We start from the raw sequence: 21,925 nt of genomic DNA, 5'->3' as shown, positions 1-21,925 counted from the left end.
CTCGTTACTCCTTCGCGGACTCGACCGCGTGACCGCCGAACTGGTTGCGCAGCGCCGCGATCATCTTCATCTGGGGGGAGTCGTCCTGCCGCGAGGCGAACCGGGCGAACAGGGACGCCGTGATCGCCGGGAGCGGGACGGCGTTGTCGATGGCGGCCTCCACCGTCCAGCGGCCCTCGCCGGAGTCCTCGGCGTAGCCGCGCAGCTTGTCCAGGTGCTCGTCCTCGTCCAGGGCGTTGACCGCGAGGTCGAGCAGCCAGGAGCGGATGACGGTGCCCTCCTGCCAGGAGCGGAAGACCTCGCGGACGTTGTCCACGGACTTGATCTTCTCCAGCAGCTCCCAGCCCTCGGCGTAGGCCTGCATCATCGCGTACTCGATGCCGTTGTGGACCATCTTCGAGAAGTGGCCGGCGCCGACCCTGCCCGCGTGGACGTAGCCGTACGGCCCCTCGGGCTTGAGCGCGTCGAAGATCGGCTGGAGCCGGTCGACGTGCTCCTTGTCGCCGCCGACCATCAGCGCGTAGCCGTTCTGCAGGCCCCACACACCGCCGGAGACGCCCGCGTCGATGAAGCCGATGCCCTTGATGCCGAGTTCGGTGGCGTGCTTCTCGTCGTCCGTCCAGCGGGAGTTGCCGCCGTCCACCACGATGTCGCCGGGGGAGAGCAGAGCGCCGAGTTCGTCGACGACGGACTGGGTGGCGGCGCCGGCCGGGACCATCACCCAGATCACGCGCGGGGCCTCGAGCTTCTCGACGAGTTCGCCCAGGCTCTTGACGTCGGAGACCTCGGGGTTGCGGTCGTAGCCGACGACGGTGTGGCCCGCGCGGCGGATCCGCTCGCGCATGTTGCCGCCCATCTTGCCGAGACCGATGAGTCCGAGCTGCATGTCAGTTCACTTCTTCCTGAGCGTTCTTGAGCGTGCGGTAGGCGGCCACGAGGGCGGCGGTGGACGGGTCGAGGCCGGGGACGTCGGCGCCCTGGGTCAGGGCGGGCTCGACGCGCTTGGCGAGGACCTTGCCGAGTTCGACGCCCCACTGGTCGAAGGAGTCGATGTTCCAGATCGCGCCCTGCACGAACACCTTGTGCTCGTAGAGGGCGATGAGCTGGCCGAGGACCGACGGGGTCAGCTCGGTGGCCAGGACCGTGGTGGTGGGGTGGTTGCCCTTGAAGGTGCGGTGCGGCACCTGCTCCTCGGGCACGCCCTCCGCGCGCACCTCCTCCTCCGTCTTGCCGAAGGCGAGCGCCTGGCCCTGCGCGAACAGGTTGGCCATCAGCAGGTCGTGCTGGGCCTTCAGCTCGTCGCTCAGCTCGGCGACCGGGTTCGCGAAGCCGATCAGGTCGGCCGGGATCAGCTTGGTGCCCTGGTGGAGGAGCTGGTAGTAGGCGTGCTGCCCGTTGGTGCCCGGGGTGCCCCACACCACCGGGCCGGTCTGCCACTGCACCGGGTGCCCGTCGCGGTCCACCGACTTGCCGTTGGACTCCATGTCCAGCTGCTGCAGGTAGGCGGTGAACTTGGACAGGTAGTGCGAGTACGGCAGCACCGCGTGCGACTGGGCGTCGAAGAAGTTGCCGTACCAGACGCCCAGCAGGCCCAGGATCAGCGGCGCGTTGGCCTCGGCCGGCGCGTTGCGGAAGTGCTCGTCGACGATGCGGAAGCCGTCCAGCATCTCCCGGAACCGCTCGGGACCGATCGCGATCATCAGCGACAGTCCGATGGCCGAGTCGTACGAGTAGCGGCCGCCGACCCAGTCCCAGAACTCGAACATGTTGTCAGGGTCGATACCGAACTCGGTGACCTTCCCCGCGTTCGTCGACAGCGCCACGAAGTGCTTGGCGACCGCCTTGTCGTCACCCTCGAACGCGGCGAGCAGCCAGGACCGCGCCGAGGTCGCGTTCGTGATCGTCTCGATCGTGGTGAAGGTCTTCGACGCGACGATGAACAGCGTCTCCGCCGGGTCCAGGTCCCGCACCGCCTCGTGCAGGTCGGCACCGTCCACGTTCGACACGAACCGGAACGTCATCTCCCGTGCGGTGTAGGCGCGCAGCGCCTCGTACGCCATCGCGGGGCCCAGGTCGGAGCCGCCGATGCCGATGTTGACGACGTTCTTGATGCGCTTGCCGGTGTGGCCGGTCCACTCGCCGGAGCGGACCCGGTCGGCGAAGTCGGTCATCTTGTCGAGCACCGCGTGCACCTTGGGCACCACGTTCTCGCCGTCGACCTCGATCACCGCATCACGCGGGGCGCGCAGCGCGGTGTGCAGCACGGCCCGGCGCTCCGTGGTGTTGATCTTCTCGCCGCGGAACATGGCGTCGCGCAGCCCGAACACGTCGGTGGCGGTGGCCAGTTCCTGGAGCAGCGCCAGGGTCTCGTCGGTGATCAGGTGCTTGGAGTAGTCGATGCGCAGATCACCGACGCGCACGACATAGCGTTCCGCGCGCCCGGGGTCCTGGTCGAACAGGTCCCGGAGGTGCGCGTGCCACTGGGCGCGGTGGTCCTCCAGTTCGGTCCACTCGGGCCGCCGGGTGAGCCTCGGGCTGTCAGACATGAGCGGCACCCTCCTCGGCACCGTCGCCGCCGCGCAGGGCGATGGCGTACATCTCGTCCGCGTCGAGGCGGCGCAGCTCCTCGGCGATCAGTTCGGAGGTGGGGCGCACCTTCAGCGCCAGGGTGCGCGAGGGCTGGCCCGGCAGGGTGAGCGTGGCCAGCGGGCCCTCGGGGCGGTCGATGACGATCTCGCCCTTGTCGGTGCCCAGCCGGACGGCCGTGACGACCGGTCCGGCGGTGACGACCCGGTCGACGGTCACCTTCAGCCGGGCCTCCAGCCAGCGGGCCAGCAGCTCGGCGGCCGGGTTCTCCGCCTCGGCCTCCACGGCCGCGGAGATCACCTTCGTCCGGGCCTGGTCGAGCGCGGCGGCCAGCATCGACCGCCACGGCGTCAGCCGGGTCCAGGCCAGGTCGGTGTCGCCCGGCGCGTATGAGGAGACCCGGGCCTGCATTACGCGCAGCGGGTCCTCGACCGCGTACAGGTCGGTGATCCGGCGCTGTGCGAGGGCGCCCAGCGGGTCCTTGGCCGGGTTGTCCGGCGCGTCCACCGGCCACCACACGACGACGGGCGCGTCGGGCAGCAGCAGCGGCAGGACCACCGAGTCGGCGTGGTCGGAGACCTCGCCGTACAGTCGCAGCACGACCGTCTCGCCGGTGCCGGCGTCGGCGCCCACCCGGACCTCGGCGTCCAGGTGCGACCGGGTGCGGTCGCGCGGGGTGCGGGCCTGCCGCTTGATGACCACCAGGGTCCGCGAGGGGTGCTCGTGCGAGGCGTCCTGGGCCGCCTTCATCGAGTCGTAGGCGTTCTCCTCGTCGGTCACGATGACCATGGTCAGGACCATGCCCACGGCGGGGGTGCCGAGGGCGCGGCGGCCCTGCACCAGCGCCTTGTTGATCTTGCTTGCCGTGGTGTCGGTCAGGTCGATCTTCATGGCCTGCGCCAGCTCCGTCCGTCTCGTGCGAGCATCTCGTCGGCTTCCCCGGGACCCCAGCTGCCCGAGGCGTACTGCGCGGGCTTGCCGTGGGTCGCCCAGTGCTCCTCGATCGGGTCGAGGATCCTCCAGGACTCCTCCACTTCCTCGGTGCGGGGGAACAGGTTGGCGTCGCCGAGCAGTACGTCCAGGATCAGCCGTTCGTACGCCTCCGGGCTGGACTCGGTGAACGACTCGCCGTAGGCGAAGTCCATCGTGACGTCCCGGATCTCCATCGACGTACCCGGCACCTTCGAACCGAAGCGAACGGTCATCCCTTCATCGGGCTGCACCCGGATGACGATCGCGTTCTGGCCCAGCTCCTCGGTGGCCGTGGTGTCGAAGGGGGAGTGCGGGGCCCGCTGGAAGACGACGGCGATCTCCGTCACCCGGCGGCCCAGGCGCTTGCCCGTCCTGAGGTAGAACGGCACGCCCGCCCAGCGGCGGTTGTCGACCTCCAGCTTGATCGCCGCGTAGGTGTCCGTGGTGGACACGGGGTCGATGCCCTCCTCCTGGAGGTAGCCGCGCACCTTCTCGCCGCCCTGCCACGCGGCCGCGTACTGGCCGCGCACGGTGTGCGCCCCGAGGTCCTCCGGCAGCTTCACCGACTTCAGGACCTTCATCTTCTCGGTGACCAGCGACCCGGCGTCGAAGGCGATGGGCTCCTCCATGGCCGTCAGGGCCATCAGCTGGAGCAGGTGGTTCTGGATCACGTCGCGGGCGGCGCCGATGCCGTCGTAGTAGCCGGCGCGGCCGCCGATGCCGATGTCCTCGGCCATGGTGATCTGCACGTGGTCCACGAAGGACCGGTTCCAGACCGGCTCGTACATCTGGTTCGCGAAGCGCAGCGCCAGGATGTTCTGGACGGTCTCCTTGCCCAGGTAGTGGTCGATGCGGAACACCTGGTCCGGCTCGAACACCTCGTGCACGATCCGGTTCAGCTCGCGGGCGCTCGCCAGGTCGTGGCCGAACGGCTTCTCGATGACCGCGCGCCGCCAGGAGCCCTCCGGAGCGTGGGCGAGGCCGTGCTTCTTCAGCTGCTTCACGACCTTCGGGAAGAACTTCGGCGGCACCGACAGGTAGAACGCGTAGTTGCCGCTCGTGCCCCGGGAGGCGTCCAACTCGTCGACGGCGGACTTCAGCTGCTTGAAGGCCGTGTCGTCGTCGAAGTCACCGGGGATGAACCGCATGCCCTCGGCGAGCTGCTGCCAGACCTCCTCGCGGAAGGGCGTACGGGCGTGCTCGCGCACCGCGTCGTGCACCACCTGCGCGAAGTCCTGGTCGGCCCAGTCGCGCCGGGCGAACCCGACGAGCGAGAAGCCCGGCGGCAGCAGGCCGCGGTTGGCCAGGTCGTAGACCGCCGGCATCAGCTTCTTGCGGGACAGGTCGCCGGTGACACCGAAGATGACCAGTCCGGAAGGGCCCGCGATACGGGGCAGACGGCGGTCCCGGGGGTCGCGCAGCGGGTTGTCCCAGGCGGACGAACCGCTGTCGGGAGGGGTGAGGGCGGCTTCGAGCACCAGCGTGCTCTCGGCCGGAGCCGCGCCCCGTGCCATGGTCTCGTCGCTCATTCCGCGTCAACTCCCTTGCTCTTCAGGGACTTCGTCACGGCGTCCAGCAGGTCCTGCCAGGCCGTCTCGAACTTCGCGACGCCCTCGTCCTCGAGCTGCTTGACGACCTCGTCGTAGGAGATCCCGAGCCGCTCCACGGCCGCGAGGTCGGCGCGGGCCTGCTCGTAGCCACCCGTCACCGTGTCGCCCCGGACGGCGCCGTGGTCGGCGGTGGCCTTCAGGGTGGCCTCCGGCATGGTGTTGACCGTGCCCGGCGCGACCAGTTCGTCGACGTACAGGGTGTCCTTGTACGCCGGGTCCTTCACACCGGTGGAGGCCCACAGGGGGCGCTGCCTGCCCGCGCCCGCGTTCTCCAGCGCGCTCCACCGCTCGGAGGCGAAAGCCTTCTCATAAGCCTCGTACGCGAGCCGTGCGTTCGCGAGCGCGGCCCGGCCCTTGAGAGTCAGGGCCTCGTCGGTGCCGAGCTTGGTGAGGCGCTTGTCGATCTCGGTGTCGACGCGGGAGACGAAGAAGGAGGCGACGGAGTGGATGGCCGACAGGTCTAGGCCGGCCGCCCGGGCCTTCTCCAGGCCGGCGAGGTAGGCGTCCATGACCTGGCGGTAGCGCTCCAGGGAGAAGATCAGCGTCACGTTGACGCTGATGCCCTGGCCGATGACCTCGGTGATGGCCGGCAGGCCCGCCTCGGTGGCCGGGATCTTGATCATCACGTTGGGACGGTCGACGAGCCAGGCGAGCTGCCTGGCCTCGGCGATGGTCGCCGCCGTGTTGTCGGCGAGGCGCGGGTCGACCTCGATGGAGACCCGGCCGTCCCGGCCGTCCGTCGCGTCGTACACGGGCCGCAGGATGTCGGCGGCGGCCCGGACGTCCGCGGTGGTCATCATGCGGACGGCCTCCTCGACCGTCACCCCGCGCACGGCCAGGTCGGCCAGCTGCTCCTCGTAGCCCTCTCCGGAGCCGATGGCGGCCTGGAAGATGGACGGGTTGGTGGTGACGCCCACCACGTGCCGGGTCTCGATGAGTTCGGCGAGGTTGCCGGACGCGATCCGCTTGCGGGACAGGTCGTCCAGCCAGATCGACACGCCCGCCTCGGACAGGCGCTTCAGAGGCTCCGCTGCTGCGGTTGCTTCGGTCACTGTGATCATCTTCCTTCTGGCGATCGGATCAACCGCGGACGGCGGTAAGAGATTCCTTGGCGGCGGCGACGACGTTCTCGGGGGTGAAGCCGAACTCGGCGAACAGGGTCTTGGCGTCGGCGGAGGCGCCGAAGTGCTCCAGGGACACGATGCGCCCTGCGTCTCCGACGTACCGGTACCAGGTCAGGCCGATACCGGCCTCGACGGCCACCCGGGCCTTCACGGACGGCGGGAGGACGCGCTCGCGGTACTCGGCGGGCTGCTCCTCGAACCACTCCACGGACGGCATCGACACCACCCGGGTGCCCACGCCCTCGGCCTCCAGCTGCTTCCGCGCGGCGACGGCGAGCTGCACCTCGGAACCGGTGGCGACCAGGATGACGTCCGGCGTCCCGGTGGAGGACTCCTGAAGTATGTAACCGCCCTTCGCCGCCTCGGGGTTGGGCGCGTAGGTGGGCACGCCCTGGCGGGTGAGCGCGAGCCCGTGCGGGGCGGGGTCGGTGGAGTGCCGCTTGAGGATCTCGGCCCAGGCGACGGCGGTCTCGTTGGCGTCGGCCGGGCGGACGACGTTCAGGCCCGGGATCGCGCGCAGCGCCGCGAGGTGTTCGACCGGCTGGTGGGTGGGGCCGTCCTCACCGAGGCCGATGGAGTCGTGCGTCCACACGTACGTCACCGGCAGCTGCATGAGGGCGGACATACGGACCGCGTTGCGCATGTAGTCCGAGAACACCAGGAACGTGCCGCCGTAGATACGGGTGTTGCCGTGCAGGGCGATGCCGTTCATCTCCGCGGCCATGGAGAACTCGCGGATACCGAAGTGGATGGTGCGGCCGTAGGGGCTCGCCTCCGGCAGCGGGTTGCCCTTCGGAAGGAAGGAGGACGTCTTGTCGATGGTGGTGTTGTTCGACCCGGCGAGGTCGGCGGAGCCGCCCCACAGCTCGGGGATGACCGCACCGAGCGCCTGCAGCACCTTGCCGGAGGCGGCACGCGTGGCGACGGACGCGCCCTCCTCGAACTCCGGAAGCGCCTGCTCCCAGCCGTCGGGGAGCTGCCCGGCCACGACACGGTCGTACAGCTTCGCGCGCTCGGGCTGGGCACCGCGCCACTCGGCGATCCGCTTGTCCCAGGCGGCGTGCGCCTCGGCACCCCGGTCCAGGGCCTGACGGGCGTGGGCGAGGACCTCGGGCGCCACCTCGAAGGACATCTCCGGGTCGAAGCCGAGGACGCGCTTGGTGGCGGCGACCTCGTCCGCGCCGAGCGCCGAGCCGTGGGCGGCCTCGGTGTTCTGCGCGTTCGGGGCCGGCCAGGCGATGATCGTGCGCATCGCGATGATCGAGGGGCGCTCGGTCTCGGCCTGCGCCGCCCTCAGCGCCGCGTACAGCGCGTGGACGTCGATGTCCCCGTTCTCGGCGGGCTCGATGCGCTGGGTGTGCCAGCCGTAGGCCTCGTACCGCTTCAGGACGTCCTCGGAGAAGGCCGTCGCGGTGTCGCCCTCGATGGAGATGTGGTTGTCGTCGTACAGGAAGACGAGGTTGCCGAGCTTCTGGTGGCCGGCCATCGAGGAGGCCTCGGCGGAGACGCCCTCCTCCAGGTCGCCGTCGGAGACGATGGCCCAGATCGTGTGGTCGAAGGGGGACTCGCCCGCGGGGGCCTCCGGGTCGAACAGGCCGCGCTCGTAGCGGGCGGCCATCGCCATGCCCACCGCGTTCGCGACACCCTGGCCGAGCGGGCCGGTGGTGGTCTCGACACCGGCCGTGTGCCCGTACTCCGGGTGACCGGGTGTCTTCGAACCGTGCGTGCGGAACGCCTTCAGGTCGTCCAGCTCCAGCTCGTAGCCGGCCAGGAAGAGCTGCGTGTAGAGGGTCAGCGAGGTGTGGCCGGGGGAGAGGACGAAACGGTCACGGCCCGTCCACTCCGGATCCGCCGGATCATGGCGCATCACCTTGTGAAAGATCGTGTACGCGGCCGGGGCCAGGCTCATCGCGGTGCCAGGGTGGCCGTTGCCGACCTTCTGCACGGCGTCGGCCGCCAGGACGCGGGCGGTGTTGACGGCACGCCGGTCGAGCTCGGTCCATTCGAATCCGTCGGTGCTCTGCGCACTCATCTTCAAAGAGTCCTCACTGGATGCGGAATCGCTGGTGGAACGCGTTCAAAGCTAAAAGTCTGACTTTTGCCGGGGAAGGTGCGGCTGTGTCAGCCTTCGGTGAAAGTGGGACATCGGCAGCGGTACCGAGGCGGCACGAGAAGGACATGGCGGACAGAACCATGCAAGACGGCGACGGGATCAGGACATACGCGTTCCCGGCCGACCGGAGCGTCTGCGGCGTCGGTATGCAGGTGAGCCCCATGGAGCCCGGGCGCACCTGGCACGAGGACGCGCCGCTGGACCGCGTCCACCGCATCGATTTCCATGTCCTGATGCTCTTCACTGGCGGCCCCGTGACGCACATGGTGGATTTCGCCGAGTACGAGATGACCGACGGCGACCTTCTGTGGATCCGCCCCGGGCAGGTCCACCGCTTCTCCCGGGCGAGCGAGTACCGCGGCACCGTGCTCACCATGCAACCCGGCTTCCTGCCCCGTGCCACGGTGGAGGCCACGGGCCTTTACCGCTACGATCTGCCGCCCCTGCTGCACCCCGACCCGGCCCAGCTCGCCGCGCTCCGGGCGGCCCTCGCCCAGCTCCGGCGCGAGTACGAGGACACCACCACGCTGCCGCTCGGTCTGCACACCGAGGTGCTGCGGCACTCGCTGACCGCGTTCCTGGTACGCCTCGCGCACCTCGCGACCACCTCCGCCGAGGCGGCCCGCGGCCAGATCGACACCACCTTCACCCGCTTCCGGGACGCGGTGGAGAAGGACTTCGCCACCAACCACAGCGTCAGCGCCTACGCCGACGCCCTCGGCTACTCCCGCCGTACCCTGGTCCGCGCCGTCCGCGCCGCCACCGGTCAGACGCCCAAGGGCTTCATCGACAAGCGCGTGATCCTGGAGGCCAAGCGCCTGCTGGCGCACACGGACCTGCCGATCGGCCGCGTCGGCGCGGCCGTGGGCTTCCCCGACGCGGCGAACTTCTCCAAGTTCTTCCACCAGCACACGGACACGACGCCGGCGGCGTTCCGGGCGGACCTGCGCTGAGTTCCGTGCACGGGAAAGGGGCCCCACGCGCGCGGGGCCCCTTTCCCGTGGGGGAGGGAGGTGGTCAGTGCCCGAAGTCGAACCAGTTCACGTTCACGAAGTCGCCCGGCTGACCGCTGGTGAAGGTCAGATAGACGTCATGCGTGCCGGTCACGGAGGTGATGTTGGCCGGGATCGTCCTCCAGCTCTGCCAGCCACCGGTGTCGGCCACCGCGAAACTGCCGATCGGTGCGTTGCTCCGGCTGTCGAGGCGCACCTCGACCAGCCCGCTCACCCCGCTCGCCGCGCCGCTCGCGACCCGGCCGTAGAACTGCTTCGCGGCCGTGGAGCCGAAGTTGACGCCCTTGTACACGGCCCAGTCGCCGTTCGCCAGTGAGCCGATGTCCTGGCCGCCGCCCGTGTCCGTGGTGGTCTCGGTGGCGACGCCGGACTGGCCGTCGTACGACTCGGCTTGGATCGCGCTGTAGGCGTCGCGGTTGCCCGACGGCGGAGGTGTGGTACCGCTCCCGCCGCCCGAGGACTGCAGTACCTGCACGTAGTCGACCACCATCGGATGGCCGGGCTGCGTGTCGTTGTCCAGGCCGCCGCCGAACGCGTCCGGGAAGCCGCCGCCCATCGCCACGTTCAGGATGACGAAGAACCCGTGGTTCGTGGCGTTGGCCCAGGTCGTCGCGTCGACCTGGTTGGCGGTGACCGTGTGGTAGTTGACACCGTCGACGTAGAAGCGGATCGCCTCCGGGCTCACGGAACGGTCCCACTCCATGGTGTAGGTGTGGAAGCCGGACTGGCATGTCGTGTTCGGACACGCGGTGGAGTTGCCGATGCCGCTGGTCTCGTTGCACGGGCCGCCCGGGTTGGTGCCGCAGTGCATCGTGGCCCACGTCTTGTTCAGGCCCTGGACGTTCTCCATGATGTCCAGCTCGCCGACACCGGGCCAGTTCTGGTAGTTGCCGCGGTAGGGAGCGCCCAGCATCCAGAACGCGGGCCAGTAGCCCTCGGCGGCGGTGCCGGTCACGTTCGGCATCTGCAGCCGGGCCTCGACGCGCAGCTTGCCGCCGGCCGGCGGCTGGAAGTCCGTGCGAGCGGTCTCGATACGGCCCGAGGTCCAGTGGCCGGAGGCGTCGCGACGCGGGGTGATGAGCAGGTTGCCGTTGCCGTCGAGCGAGACGTTGCTGGTGCTGGAGGTCATCGTCTCGACCTCGCCGGTGCCCCAGTTTGCGGCGCCGCCCGGATACGACGTCCCGGTGTCGTACTGCCAGTTGGACGTGTTGACGCCGGAGCCGGCCGCGCCGCTGAAGTCGTCGAGGAAGACCTGGCTCCAGCCCGACGGGGGAGCGGGAGCGGAGGCGTTCGCGGACGGCGTGGCGACCGTGGCGGCGGCCACGGCGAGACCCATCGTGCCGAGGACGGCGACGAACGCCCGCCTCACGCTGCACCGTCTGCGGGGTATTCCGGGGGAATCGCTCATGGGGGGTGCCTCTCGGGTACGGGGAGTCGATGCGCGGGTGTCTGCCGGAGAGCGTCCGCGGCTTCTTGAGAGCGCTCTCAAGCGGTGGTTGCGCGCTCAATGTGCTCTCCGTCATTCCGGTCGTCAAGAGGTGAAGCAGAGAAAGTCCCTCGTAGGGAAGGGAGTTCAGGGCCTGAAGGGAGGGATGAAGGGAGGACGGTCCGGCGATGACCTGTCCCGTGGGTCCCTCGGACCCCGAGGCTGACTACTATCCTCAATCGAGCCAGGCGCCACCGGAGTTGGGGGAACCATGCCGAACGTCCTGACCATTCCGCTCGATGGCGGGGAGCAACTGCACGTCGAGGTCGAACAGCGGGACGAGAACGGCTGGGCCCGGGCCGGCCGGGCGCAGGACGCCGCCCTTGCGGCGGGCAGGACCCTGCAAGAGGTGCTCGCTCCCATACGGCCCGCCATGGAGGCGGTGGTCAGCCAGCTGCGTGCGGGCGTCGCACCGCCGGACAGGATCAGTCTGGAGTTCGGGATCAAGTTCTCCGCCGACGCGGGTGTGGTGGTCGCGCGCACGGCGACCGAGGCGAACTTCACCGTCGCGGTGGAGTGGAACCGCCCGGCCGAACGCCCCTCCGGACCGTGACCGCCGGGGAGTTGGTACTCGCCGACGCCGTCGCCCGGGTGCACGGCCAGGGCGGCATCGTCGGCGCCGCCTTTCTCGTGGCCCCGGGCCTGCTCTGCACCTGCGCCCATGTCGTGGCGCGTGCGCTGGGCACGGACCCACGGGATCCCGCCCCGCCGCCCGGCCGGGTCGGACTCGACTTCCCGCTGGCGGCGGCGAAGGGCACGGGCGACGGCCCGCGGCTCGCCCGGGCCGTCGTGTCGGGCTGGCACCCCGTACTCCCCGACGAGACCGGGGACATGGCTCTGCTGCGCCTCGAGGGGGATGTGCCCTCCGGCACGGTGACACCGTGGCTGGTGGAGGCGGACGAGCTGTGGGACCACGGCGTCCGCCTTTTCGGCTTCCCCTCCGGCAGCGACCACGGGGTGTGGGTCGCGGGACGGCTGAGAGCCGTGCAGGGAGCCGGCTGGCTTCAGATGCAGAGCGAGGCCGGACCGCAGGTGGAGCCGGGGTTCAGCGGTACGCCGGTCTGGGACGTCGACCTCGGCGGAGTCGTCGGCATGGCGGTCGCCGCCGGACAGGGAAGCGCCGTAGGCACGGCCTATCTGCACCCCGCCTCGTCGATCCTGCGGGCCTGGCCGGAGCTCGCGGAACACGCGCAGCCCTCCTCTCCCTACCGCGGTCTGCGACCGTTCACGGAGGAGGACGAACCGGTCTTCTGCGGCCGTGAGAAGGACGCCCTGCAACTGGAGGAGCTGGTCACCCGCCAGCCGGTCGTCGTGCTGTCCGGGCCGTCGGGCAGCGGGAAGTCCTCACTCGTCCGGGCCGGACTGCTGCCCAGGCTGCGACGGGCCGGCCAGGTGACGGCGGACTTCCGGCCCACTCCCGGACTCGGCCCCGAGGAGACGCTGGCCGGCGCGGTGCAGCCGCTGCTGGACGGCGAACTGAGCCGCGCCGAGCTGGCCCAGCGGCTGTCCGCCGGGGACACCACCGAGGTGGCCGCACGCCTGGCACGCCGTCACCCCGATGGTGTCCTGCTGTTCGTCGACCAGTTCGAGGAAATCGTCACCACCGATCCGGTCACCGGCCGGGAACTGCTCAGGCTGGTCACCGCACTGGCCGAGGGCAGTCCGCGGTCCCGGCCGGTGCGGGCGCTGCTCACGGTGCGGTCCGGCTCCCTCGACCGCCTGCTGACCCACGACAACCAGAGCGGGCTGCAGGAAGGCATCATGCTCCTGGCTCCCATGGACCGGGACCAGCTGCGGGCGGCGATCACCGGTCCACTCGCCGCCGCTCCGGGCGTCGCTCACGAGGCGGGCCTGGTCGAGCGGATCCTGGACGACGCGGGCGACGGCCCCGGACGGCTGCCACTGGTGGAGTTCACGCTGACCCGGCTGTGGAACCGGCGCCGCGGCGGGACACTCACCCATGAGGCCTACGACGCCATGAGCGGCGTGTCCGGCGCGGTCGCCGGATACGCGGAAGAGGTGTACCACCGCCACCTGCGGGACGCGGAACGCGACGCCGCGAGGCGCCTGCTCGTCCAGCTCGCCCGACCCGAGGACGACGGCGGCTTCGTCCGGCGCACCGTGCGCGTGGACTCCCTCCCCGAGGGCCAGAGGCGGGTGGCGAGCCTGCTGACCGACCGCAAACTGCTGGTCTCCACCCAGGCGGTGGACGGGGCGGAGATGATCGACGTCGCCCACGAGGCGTTGATCCACCACTGGGACCGGCTGCTGTCCTGGCTGGCGGCGGACCGTGACTTCCGGGACTGGCAGGAACGGCTCCGACAGAGCCTGCGCCAGTGGCGGCAGCTCGACGGCGGGAGCAGAGGTGCACTGTTACGGGGAGCTCCGCTGGCGGAGGCCGTCCGGTGGCGGGAACAACGGCCGCAGGAGATCACGGCCGAGGAACACGCGTACATCCAGGCGTCCCAGGCCCGTCAGAGCTGGGAGGTGCGGCGGTGGCGGCTGATCACCGCGGTGATCACCGTGCTCGCGGTGCTGGCCGGCACCATGGCCGGGCTGTCGTATCAGCGTTCCCAGGAACTGAACCGGCAACTGCGCGCTCAGGCCGCGCGTCTGCTCGGCCCGGACGCGGTGCGCAGGGCCGCCGACAATCCGAGCACCGCGGCTCTGCTGGCCCTGACCGCCTGGCGCACCGACGCGCGCCAGCCCGAGGCCTACGGCGCGCTGCTGACGTTGTACTCACAACTGCGCAACACCGAGTACGCCCTGGATCTCCCCGGGACCGACCACGTGCTGTTGCTGACGGCCACACCCGACGGCCGGGCCGCGGCGGTGGTCGACCAGGTGGGGGCCGTGCAGGTCCTCACGAACCTCACCGGCCGGGTGACCGTGCACCGGCTGCCCCGGATCAGGTCGATCACCGCCCACGAGCCGATCGTGCGGCTCAGCCGCGACGGCCGGAAGGTCGGTGTGCTCGACGACCGGGAGGGGTTGTCGGTGTGGGACGTCGCGCACCCGGACCGTCCCCTGCGGCTGCCCGTACCCACTTCGTGGAACGCGGCTGAGAACACCCGGGACATCGACTTCTCCTCCGACGGCTCCCGGGTTCTCGCCCTGTTCGCGGCCGACGGTGACAACGCCAGGGAACGGCTCGGCGTCTGGGACCTGGAGCGCCGGACGCTCATGTCCACCACGATGCTGCCGGCGGGCCGCGCCTTCTACACCGCGCGCTTCTCCCAGCCCTCCGGGGCCGTCGTACTCAAGGAGACGGGAAGCTACGACCGGTTCGACCTGCGCACCGGTGCCCAGCTCGGCAAGGTCCCGGTCCAAGGCCTGGACGGCCTCGGGCTCGACGCCCAGGCGGTCGTCGACTGTCCCGCCGACTCCTTCCGGGTGCGACCGCTGACCGGGCGGACACCGCGGTACGAGGTCGGCGGGATCGACTGCGGAGGCGAGCTCCTCGACGCCACCGGCCGTTACGCCGTCATGCCGACCGGGGACGACGGGGTGGACTCGGTGGTGGCGATCGACATCCGGACGGGCGGAGTGTCCCGCGGGCCGGCCCCGGTTACCGATGTCGCCAAGGACGCAGACTACCTGGTGCTGCCGCGGAAGGACGGGCAGTTGACCGTGGTGGGCATAAGGGGCGGAACGCTGCTGCGGTTCACGCTGCCGCGACCGGGTGACAACCCGGTCTTTCCCACACCGGTGTACGGACCGTTTCCGCTGCTCACTGCGGACGGAAGGTTCCGCGTCCTGGCGGACGACACGTCGGGCGAGGAGACGATGGCGGTCCTCGACACCCGGACCGGCAGGAGGTACGACGCCGGGACGGCGGCACGTCAGCAACTCCTGCCGACGTACAGGGCCCTGCGTCAGAACGCCCTCACCTCCGACGGCCGCCATCTGGTAGCCCGGATCGGGAACCGGCTCGCCGTCTACTCCCTGCCTCGTCTGTCACTGGAGCATGTCGTACGGCTTCCCGGCTCCGCCAAGTTGCGGGAGAACGCCACCGGGGCCGTCGCCGCCGCCGGCGACGGCAGTGTCGTGACCCTGTACGCGGGCACCCTGACACGCTGGGACCCCTCCACCGGACGGGCCATCGGCTCACCACTTCCCCTGCACACAAACGACACGTCGCAGCAATGGCTCGCGGTCAACGGAGAGTCGCTGTGGCCGCGCCCAGGACACGCTCAACAGGTACTCGTCCGAGGCCGGGACGGAGAAATGATCCTGTGGGATCTCGGCGCACGCCGCCCGGTGAAAGCGTTCCACGCCAACCCCGATGCGGTCAGCAATTGGGAGACGGAAGTCTTCGATCCGTCGGGGAACACCCTCGCCACCCTCAGCAACATCAAGACCATGAAGGCCGCGCGGATCGAGTTCCGCAGTGTGCCGGACTTCCGTCTGCGGTCACCCGCGGTCTCCGCGGGTGAGTTCGGCCACCTGATCGGATTCACCCCGGACGGACATCTGATCTCCACAGACCTGGACAATCTCGAGGTGTGGCAGCCGGGGACCACACTTGAGATCGCGAAGCTCCCGGTGCAGCTGACCTCCGCGCAATGGCTCCTGCGAGGCCACACCGCCGTGGGTGCGACCACCTGGGGCACACTGGCGCTCCCGCTCGACCCCGAAGACTGGTACAGAGGGCTCTGCCGCGCCTTCCACCGTTCGCTGACCGCCGACGAACGTCAGCTCCTGCCCCACGGTGCCGACCGCTCAGGGGCCTGCCCCGAGGTCTGAAGCCGCGCCCCCGGGTCTCACCGCGCCTCCGGCTGCCACCCCAGCGCCCGCGATATCCCCCGCGCCGCGAGCCGCACCGCCGGGATCAGGGCCGGTACCTGGGCCGTCGCGTGGGGAACCACGACTGACACCGCCGCCGTTGCCCCGCCGTCGCGGCCGCGCACCGGGGCCGCCACCGACAGGGCGTCGTCCGTGACCTGACGGCTGCTCACGGCCGCTCCGGAGCGCCGCACCTCGGCCAGTTCGCGGCGCAGCCGCCCCGGATCCGTGAGGGTGTACGGGGTGAACGCGGCCAGCGGCCCCTCGCAGTAATCCTCCTGGAACGCCTGCTCGCTGTGGGCCAGCAGCGCCAGCCCCACCCCGGTGGCGTGCAGCGGCCAGCGGGCGCCCACCCGGATGTGCACGCCGACGGCGGAGCGCCCCGAGAGCCACTCGATGTACACGACGTCCGCGCCGTCGCGCACCGCCAGCTGCACGTTCTCGTGCGTCGCCTCGTACAGGTCCTCCAGGTACGGCAACGCCACCTGCCGCAGCGCGAGTCCGCGCGGGGCGAGCGCCGCGACCTCCCACAGCCTCAGGCCCACATGGTAGACACCGTCCGCGTCCCGCTCCAGCGCGCCCCACTCGGTCAGCGCCCGGACCAGCCGGTGCGTTGTGGTGAGGGTGAGCCCGGTACGGCGGCTGATGTCGGTGAGGCAGAGCGCCGGATGCGCGTGGTCGAAGGCCGCGAGCACGGCGAGCAGCCGGTCCGGCGCGGAGCGCACCGTCTGCGGGGGCAGGGCGTCGGCGGTCATCGGTATCGGGTCACCCGAGCCCGGTCTCGGCGACTCTGAGCAGCAGCGCGTGCAGGGCCTCCCGCTCGTCGGCGTCGAGCGGCCGGAGCAGTTCGCCCGTGACGCGCAGGCCGGCCTCGTCGGTGTCGCGCAGAAAGGCCCGGCCGGTCTCGGTCAGTACGACGATGCGGCTGCGCCGGTCGTCCGGGGAGGGGCGGCGCTCGGCGAACCCCAGCTTCTCCAGGTCGTCGACCAGGCCGACGATCGCGCTCGGGTCGTAGCCGAGGGAGGTGCTCAGCTCCCGCTGGAGGGCGCCCTCGGAGGTGGCGAGGAAGCGCAGCAGGGCGTAGTGGCGCAGCCGCAGGCCGGACTCCTGGAGGAAGGCGTTGAACAGCTGACCCGAGCGCAGTCCGAGCCGGTACAGCAGATAGCCGGTGTCCGCGTGCAGCCCGCGCATCCACGGCTCCCGGGCGTCGATGGGGTCGGCGGAGGTCGGGGCGTGCTGCTGGCCGGTGATGACGGGCTCCCTGGGCCGGGCCTCCGGAGGGAGGCGGTACGGACTGCTGCCCACAGCATGCCGCACCGACCGGTCGGCAACAACTATTGACGACAACAATGATTGTCCTTAGCTTCGATCTCGAAGCCGCACCGCCGCCGGGGCAGCAGGCGCCTTGCCGCAGCGCGCCCGGTGGCCGACCCGTCTGGAAGGGACCCGCTCGTGCCCAGCATCGATCTCACCGGCAAGGTGGCCGTCGTCACCGGAAGCGGCCGTGGCCTCGGCCTGGCCTACGCCCGCGCCCTGGCCGCCCATGGCGCCGCCGTGGTCGTGAACGACGTCGACGAGGCCGTCGCCGAGCAGGCCGTGAAGTCCATCACCGAGGCGGGCGGCAAGGCCGTGGCCGAGGTCGTCGCGGTCGGCACCAGTGAGGCCGCCGACCGGCTGGTCGCCCGCGCCGTGGAGGAGTTCGGCCGACTGGACATCCTGGTCACCAACGCCGGCATCCTGCGCGACAAGGTGCTGTGGAAGATGACCGACGACGACTTCGACGCGGTGATCACCACGCATCTGCGCGGCACCTTCACCTGCGCCCGCGCCGCCGCCGTCCGCATGCGCGAACAGGGTGAGGGCGGCACCCTTGTCCTGGTCGGCTCCCCGGCCGGCCAGCGCGGCAACTTCGGCCAGACCAACTACGCCGCCGCGAAGGCCGGCATCGCCGCCATGGCCCGCACCTGGTCGATGGAGCTGGCCCGCGCGAACATCACCGTCAACGCGATCGTGCCGGTCGCCGCCACCGCCATGACCGAGACCATCCCGGGCTTCGCCCCCCACATCGAGGCGATGAAGAACGGCGAGCCGCTGCCGGACTTCCTCCGCAAGGGCGAGGGCTTCGGCACCCCCGACGACTGCGCCGCCCTCGTGCCCTTCCTCGCCTCGGAGGCGGCGCGCGGGGTGACCGGCCAGTGCATCGGCATCGGCGGCGACAAGGTGGCACTCTGGTCGCATCCGCAGGAGATCAGGACGGCCTACTCGGACGGCGGCTGGTCCCCGGACACCCTCGCCGACGTGTGGGCCACCTCGGTCGGCGCCGAACCGCAGACCGTCGGCATCCCCGCGCCGAAGTTCCCGGAGGCGTGATGGACCTGAACGAACTCGTCGCGATCGACGTCCACACCCACGCCGAGGTCTCCTCCAAGGGGCACTCCTCGCTGGACGACGACCTGCACGACGCCTCCTCCGCCTACTTCAAGGTGGAGGGCAAGCGGAAGCCGACCCTGGAGGAGACGGCCGCGTACTACCGCGAGCGGAAGATGGCCGCCGTGATCTTCACGGTCGACGCCGAGTCCGCCACCGGCACCGAGCCGGTCCCCAACGAGGAGGTGGCGGAGGCCGCCGCCGCGAACCCGGACGTGCTGATCCCCTTCGCCTCCATCGACCCCTTCCGCGGCAAGGCCGGCGTCAAGCAGGCGCGCCGTCTGGTCGAGGAGTACGGGGTGAAGGGCTTCAAGTTCCACCCCAGTATCCAGGGCTTCTTCCCCAACGACCGCTCGGTGGCGTACGACCTGTACGAGGTCATCGAGGAGACCGGTGCCATCGCCCTGTTCCACACCGGCCAGACCGGGATCGGCGCCGGTGTACCCGGCGGGGGCGGGATCAGGCTCAAGTACTCCAACCCGCTGCACGTGGACGACGTCGCCGCCGACTTCCCCCATCTGAAGATCATCCTGGCGCACCCGTCGTTCCCCTGGCAGGACGAGGCCCTCGCGGTCGCCACGCACAAACCGGGCGTGCACATCGACCTGTCCGGCTGGTCGCCGAAGTACTTCCCGCCGCAGCTCGTGCAGTACGCCAACACCTTGCTCAAGGACAAGGTGCTCTTCGGCTCCGACTTCCCCGTCCTCACCCCCGACCGCTGGCTCGCCGACTTCGAGAAGCTGTCGATCAAGGACGAGGTCCGGCCGAAGATCCTCAAGGAGAACGCCGCTCGCCTGCTCGGGCTGACGAAAGCGTAGAGGGGCCGTGAGATGCGCAACGAGGGACTGGGGTCGTGGCCCGCACGCCGGGCCCGCAAGACCCCGCACCGCACCGCCCTGATCCACGGCGACCGGAGCGTCACCTACGCGGAGCTCTACGAACGCACCACCCGTCTCGCGCACGCCCTGCGTGCCCGTGGTGTCCGCCGCGGCGACCGGATCGCCTATCTCGGCCCCAACCACCCCGCCTACCTGGAGACACTGTTCGCAGCGGGCGCCCTCGGCGCGGTCTTCGTCCCGCTCAACATCCGCCTCGCCGGCCCCGAGATCGCCTACCAGCTCGCCGATTCGGGCGCCAAGGCCCTGGTCTACGCACCCTCGCTGGCCGCGCCGGTGGCCGGGCTGCCGGGCAGCACCGATGTCCGCGCGTACGTCGAAGTGGGCGCCGAGTACGAGGAGTTGCTGGCCGTCGCGAGCGACGAACCGATCGACCAGCCCGTCGCCCTCGACGACACCTGCATCATCATGTACACCTCGGGGACCACGGGCCGGCCCAAGGGCGCCATGCTCACGCACGGCAACCTGGTCTGGAACGCGTTCAACGTTCTCGTCGACCACGATCTGATCGCCGACGAACGCGCCCTGGTCTCCGCCCCGTTGTTCCACACGGCCGGGCTGAACATGCTCACCCTGCCCGTCCTGCTCAAGGGCGGCACCTGCGTCCTGGTCGAGTCCTTCGACCCGGAGGCCACCTTCGACCTGATCGAACGCCACCGGATCACCTTCATGTTCGGGGTGCCGACCATGTTCGACCAGGTGGCCCGGCATCCGCGCTGGGACGGGGCCGACCTGTCCAGCCTGCGCATCCTCACCTGCGGCGGCTCCCCGGTGCCGACCCCGCTGATCGCGAAGTACCAGGAGCGCGGCCTCACCTTCCTCCAGGGGTACGGCATGACGGAGGCCGCGCCCGGCACGCTCTTCCTGGACGCCGAGCACGCGGTCGGCAAGGCGGGTTCGGCGGGTGTGCCGCACTTCTTCAGCGACGTACGGGTGGTGCGGCCCGACCTCGCCCCGGTCGACGTCGGCGAGACCGGCGAGGTCGTGGTGCGCGGCCCGCACGTCATGCCCGGCTACTGGGGGCTGCCCGAGGAGACCGCGGCCGTGTTCGCCGACGGCTGGTTCCGCAGCGGGGACGCGGCCCGCGTGGACGAGGACGGGTACGTCTACATCGTCGACCGCATCAAGGACATGATCATCTCGGGGGGCGAGAACATCTACCCCGCCGAGATCGAGGACCAGCTCCTCGCGCACCCCGACATAGTCGAATGCGCCGTCATCGGCGTGCCCGACGAGAAGTGGGGCGAGGTGCCGCGCGCGGTCGTCGTCCCCCGCGAGGGCGCCACGCTCGACCCGGACCAGGTGATCACCTCGCTCTCCGGGCGGCTGGCCAAGTACAAGATCCCCAAGTCGGTGGTGGTCGCGGACGCCCTCCCGCGCACCGCCTCCGGAAAGCTCCTGAAGTCCCGGGTCCGCTCCCGGTACGGCACCGACTCCCAGGCAAAGGACCACAGATGAGCATCACCGTCAACGGCCTCGACGAACTCAAGAAGCTGGCCGGCAGCGACCTCGGCACCAGCGAGTGGATCGAGGTCACCCAGGAGCGGATCAACACCTTCGCCGACGCCACGGGCGACCACCAGTGGATCCACGTCGACCCGGAGAAGGCGAAGGACGGCCCGTTCGGCGCGCCCATCGCACACGGCTATCTGACCCTGTCCCTCTTCATCCCGCTCTTCACCGAGCTGCTGGAGGTCGAGGGCGTGTCGACGAAGGTCAACTACGGCCTGAACAAGGTGCGTTTCCCGGCACCGGTGAAGGTCGGCTCCCGCATCCGGCTGGTCGCGAAGCTGGCCTCGGTGGATGACGTGCCGGGCGGGGTGCAGATCGCCGTCGACGGCACGATAGAGATCGACGGCGGCGGGAAGCCCGCGGCCGTCCTGCAGAGCCTGTCGCGGTTCTACGCCTGAGGCAGGGCGTTCTGCCTCAGGCACGGGTTCTGAGGCAGGCGCGTTCGGTCGGGCGGCCCGGGGCAGGGTCGCGGGACGCACGCCCGAAGCCCTGCCCGGGTTCCTCCGGCGGCGGGTGACAATGCGCACGGGAGTCCTCCCCGCGCCCGCCGCAACCTCGCCTCCCCTTCCCCCGTCTAACTGGCATGCAGGGCCCGCGTGGCGGGTCCCGCGTCCAGACCAGGGGGAAGCCCATGCGCGTCCAGCAGTTCCGCAAGGTTCCGGCCGCCGCCGTGGTGCTCGCGGCGGGACTCGCGCTCACCGCCTGCAACGGCGACGACGGCAAGCACAGCGGGGTGAGCTCCGCTCCGTCCGCCACGGCGTCCACGTCAGGCGCCACTCAGGGCTCCGGCAGCGGTCCGGCAGGCGGCGGCACCTCGGCGACGGCCACCTCCGGCACGGCGACCGGCGGCACGAGCAGCGCGTCCGGCTCGGCCACGGGGTCCGGTTCGGCCACGGGGTCCGGTTCGGCCACGGCGTCCGCGGGACCGCGGACCTCCACGAGGCCCGCCGCCCGGTGCAGGACCGCCCATCTGACCTTCGCCAAGGGTGACGCGTACGGCAAGGGCCCGTACTCGAACATTCCCGTGAGACTGACCAACTCCGGCCCCGCCCCGTGCACCCTGCACGGCTTCCCGGGCGTGGACCTGGTCGGCAAGGACGGACACGTCCGTGCCCGGCGGAGCGTCGAGGCCCCGCACACCGTCGTCCTCACCCCGGGCCGGAGCGCGACCTTCCTGCTGGTCGTGCCGCAGAACTACGGCGGCGGCAGCGGAGTGACCTTCACCCGCGCGGTGATCACCCTGCCGCGCGAGATCCACCCGCACGTCCTGCAGCTCAGGGTGAACCTGCCCGCCAAGGGCGACGGTCCCGACGACCACACCGTGATCGTCGGCCCCCTCACCCGCTAGTGCCGCAACAGGCAACGTTCGCCCCGTCGCGACGCCCGGCACTCCCCCAAGCT

General features: G+C 70.6%; 17 protein-coding genes. 8 read left to right on the top strand and 9 right to left on the bottom strand.

Features of this window, described 5'->3' with window-relative positions:
- Positions 1-4 precede the first annotated feature (4 nt).
- Genes gnd through tkt form a run of 6 tightly spaced genes read right to left on the bottom strand, consistent with a single transcriptional unit; the run spans position 5 to position 8,324 of the window.
- Positions 5-886: a phosphogluconate dehydrogenase (NAD(+)-dependent, decarboxylating) gene (gene gnd / locus AB0N14_RS15550; RefSeq protein WP_366026162.1), complete on the bottom strand. Its 882-nt coding sequence runs from the start codon at positions 884-886 to the stop codon at positions 5-7.
- 1 nt (position 887) lies between these two features.
- Positions 888-2,546: a glucose-6-phosphate isomerase gene (gene pgi, locus AB0N14_RS15545; protein WP_366026161.1), complete on the bottom strand. Its 1,659-nt coding sequence runs from the start codon at positions 2,544-2,546 to the stop codon at positions 888-890.
- Positions 2,539-3,477, bottom strand: a complete 939-nt coding sequence (gene opcA, locus AB0N14_RS15540; protein ID WP_366026160.1) for a glucose-6-phosphate dehydrogenase assembly protein OpcA — start codon at positions 3,475-3,477, stop codon at positions 2,539-2,541. Before opcA ends, pgi begins: the two co-directional genes overlap by 8 nt.
- Complete coding sequence (gene zwf / locus AB0N14_RS15535; protein WP_366026159.1) at positions 3,474-5,087, bottom strand: glucose-6-phosphate dehydrogenase; 1,614 nt, start codon at positions 5,085-5,087, stop codon at positions 3,474-3,476. The genes opcA and zwf overlap by 4 nt, the downstream gene beginning before the upstream one ends.
- On the bottom strand, positions 5,084-6,229 hold the full coding sequence (tal, locus tag AB0N14_RS15530) for a transaldolase (protein WP_366026158.1): 1,146 nt from the start codon (positions 6,227-6,229) through the stop codon (positions 5,084-5,086). Before tal ends, zwf begins: the two co-directional genes overlap by 4 nt.
- 19 nt (positions 6,230-6,248) lie before the next feature.
- Positions 6,249-8,324 carry a transketolase gene (gene tkt, locus AB0N14_RS15525; protein ID WP_366026157.1) on the bottom strand — a complete coding sequence of 692 codons (2,076 nt, stop codon included), beginning with the start codon at positions 8,322-8,324 and terminating at the stop codon, positions 6,249-6,251.
- 146 nt (positions 8,325-8,470) lie between these two features.
- Between tkt and AB0N14_RS15520 the strand changes: the two genes are divergently transcribed.
- Entirely contained in the window at positions 8,471-9,358 is an 888-nt protein-coding gene (locus AB0N14_RS15520) for an AraC family transcriptional regulator (RefSeq protein WP_366026156.1), read from the top strand.
- 64 nt (positions 9,359-9,422) lie between these two features.
- Here AB0N14_RS15520 and AB0N14_RS15515 read toward each other — a convergent pair whose 3' ends face one another.
- Positions 9,423-10,826: a glycoside hydrolase family 16 protein gene (locus AB0N14_RS15515; protein ID WP_366026155.1), complete on the bottom strand. Its 1,404-nt coding sequence runs from the start codon at positions 10,824-10,826 to the stop codon at positions 9,423-9,425.
- A 289-nt stretch (positions 10,827-11,115) separates the two neighbouring features.
- Between AB0N14_RS15515 and AB0N14_RS15510 the strand changes: the two genes are divergently transcribed.
- Positions 11,116-11,457, top strand: a complete 342-nt coding sequence (locus tag AB0N14_RS15510) for a CU044_2847 family protein (protein WP_366026154.1) — start codon at positions 11,116-11,118, stop codon at positions 11,455-11,457.
- Complete coding sequence (locus tag AB0N14_RS15505) at positions 11,454-15,650, top strand: trypsin-like peptidase domain-containing protein (RefSeq protein WP_366026153.1); 4,197 nt, start codon at positions 11,454-11,456, stop codon at positions 15,648-15,650. The genes AB0N14_RS15510 and AB0N14_RS15505 overlap by 4 nt, the downstream gene beginning before the upstream one ends.
- Before the next feature lie 17 nt (positions 15,651-15,667).
- On the opposite strand, the gene AB0N14_RS15500 is transcribed toward AB0N14_RS15505, so the two are convergent.
- Both AB0N14_RS15500 and AB0N14_RS15495 read right to left on the bottom strand, forming a co-directional pair.
- The gene (locus AB0N14_RS15500; RefSeq protein ID WP_366026152.1) at positions 15,668-16,444 is read right to left on the bottom strand and encodes an IclR family transcriptional regulator; all 777 of its coding nucleotides are present in this window, start codon (positions 16,442-16,444) and stop codon (positions 15,668-15,670) included.
- 10 nt (positions 16,445-16,454) lie between these two features.
- The gene (locus AB0N14_RS15495; protein WP_366026183.1) at positions 16,455-16,880 is read right to left on the bottom strand and encodes a MarR family transcriptional regulator; all 426 of its coding nucleotides are present in this window, start codon (positions 16,878-16,880) and stop codon (positions 16,455-16,457) included.
- A 261-nt stretch (positions 16,881-17,141) separates the two neighbouring features.
- Between AB0N14_RS15495 and AB0N14_RS15490 the strand changes: the two genes are divergently transcribed.
- The 5 genes from AB0N14_RS15490 (at position 17,142) to AB0N14_RS15470 (ending at position 21,872) form a co-directional block, all read left to right on the top strand.
- A complete protein-coding gene (locus tag AB0N14_RS15490) occupies positions 17,142-18,059 on the top strand; it encodes an SDR family oxidoreductase (RefSeq protein WP_366026151.1) in 918 nt (305 codons plus the stop codon).
- Positions 18,059-18,934, top strand: a complete 876-nt coding sequence (locus AB0N14_RS15485) for an amidohydrolase family protein (protein WP_366026150.1) — start codon at positions 18,059-18,061, stop codon at positions 18,932-18,934. The genes AB0N14_RS15490 and AB0N14_RS15485 overlap by 1 nt, the downstream gene beginning before the upstream one ends.
- Positions 18,935-18,946: 12 nt before the next feature.
- On the top strand, positions 18,947-20,470 hold the full coding sequence (gene menE, locus AB0N14_RS15480) for an o-succinylbenzoate--CoA ligase (protein ID WP_366026149.1): 1,524 nt from the start codon (positions 18,947-18,949) through the stop codon (positions 20,468-20,470).
- Positions 20,467-20,922: a MaoC family dehydratase gene (locus AB0N14_RS15475; RefSeq protein WP_366026148.1), complete on the top strand. Its 456-nt coding sequence runs from the start codon at positions 20,467-20,469 to the stop codon at positions 20,920-20,922. The genes menE and AB0N14_RS15475 overlap by 4 nt, the downstream gene beginning before the upstream one ends.
- Before the next feature lie 233 nt (positions 20,923-21,155).
- On the top strand, positions 21,156-21,872 hold the full coding sequence (locus AB0N14_RS15470; RefSeq protein ID WP_366026147.1) for a DUF4232 domain-containing protein: 717 nt from the start codon (positions 21,156-21,158) through the stop codon (positions 21,870-21,872).
- Positions 21,873-21,925: the final 53 nt, after the last annotated feature.

The organism is Streptomyces sp. NPDC051104 (genome assembly GCF_040682835.1).
Taxonomy (GTDB): Bacteria; Actinomycetota; Actinomycetes; order Streptomycetales; family Streptomycetaceae; genus Streptomyces; species Streptomyces cynarae.
The sequence above is the reverse complement of the archived record's forward strand: the minus strand, read 5'-3'. Positions and strand labels throughout refer to the sequence as shown.

Bases quoted from the DNA above. Each gene is read 5' to 3' on its own strand.
- AB0N14_RS15495 (WP_366026183.1), bottom strand. From the start codon at position 16,880: ATGCGCGGGCTGCACGCGGACACCGGCTATCTGCTGTACCGGCTCGGA.
- opcA (WP_366026160.1), bottom strand. From the start codon at position 3,477: ATGAAGATCGACCTGACCGACACCACGGCAAGCAAGATCAACAAGGCG.
- AB0N14_RS15520 (WP_366026156.1), top strand. From the start codon at position 8,471: ATGGCGGACAGAACCATGCAAGACGGCGACGGGATCAGGACATACGCG.
- pgi (WP_366026161.1), bottom strand. From the start codon at position 2,546: ATGTCTGACAGCCCGAGGCTCACCCGGCGGCCCGAGTGGACCGAACTG.
- menE (WP_366026149.1), top strand. From the start codon at position 18,947: ATGCGCAACGAGGGACTGGGGTCGTGGCCCGCACGCCGGGCCCGCAAG.
- AB0N14_RS15515 (WP_366026155.1), bottom strand. From the start codon at position 10,826: ATGAGCGATTCCCCCGGAATACCCCGCAGACGGTGCAGCGTGAGGCGG.
- gnd (WP_366026162.1), bottom strand. From the start codon at position 886: ATGCAGCTCGGACTCATCGGTCTCGGCAAGATGGGCGGCAACATGCGC.
- tkt (WP_366026157.1), bottom strand. From the start codon at position 8,324: ATGAGTGCGCAGAGCACCGACGGATTCGAATGGACCGAGCTCGACCGG.
- AB0N14_RS15510 (WP_366026154.1), top strand. From the start codon at position 11,116: ATGCCGAACGTCCTGACCATTCCGCTCGATGGCGGGGAGCAACTGCAC.
- AB0N14_RS15475 (WP_366026148.1), top strand. From the start codon at position 20,467: ATGAGCATCACCGTCAACGGCCTCGACGAACTCAAGAAGCTGGCCGGC.
- AB0N14_RS15485 (WP_366026150.1), top strand. From the start codon at position 18,059: ATGGACCTGAACGAACTCGTCGCGATCGACGTCCACACCCACGCCGAG.
- zwf (WP_366026159.1), bottom strand. From the start codon at position 5,087: ATGAGCGACGAGACCATGGCACGGGGCGCGGCTCCGGCCGAGAGCACG.
- AB0N14_RS15470 (WP_366026147.1), top strand. From the start codon at position 21,156: ATGCGCGTCCAGCAGTTCCGCAAGGTTCCGGCCGCCGCCGTGGTGCTC.
- tal (WP_366026158.1), bottom strand. From the start codon at position 6,229: ATGATCACAGTGACCGAAGCAACCGCAGCAGCGGAGCCTCTGAAGCGC.
- AB0N14_RS15500 (WP_366026152.1), bottom strand. From the start codon at position 16,444: ATGACCGCCGACGCCCTGCCCCCGCAGACGGTGCGCTCCGCGCCGGAC.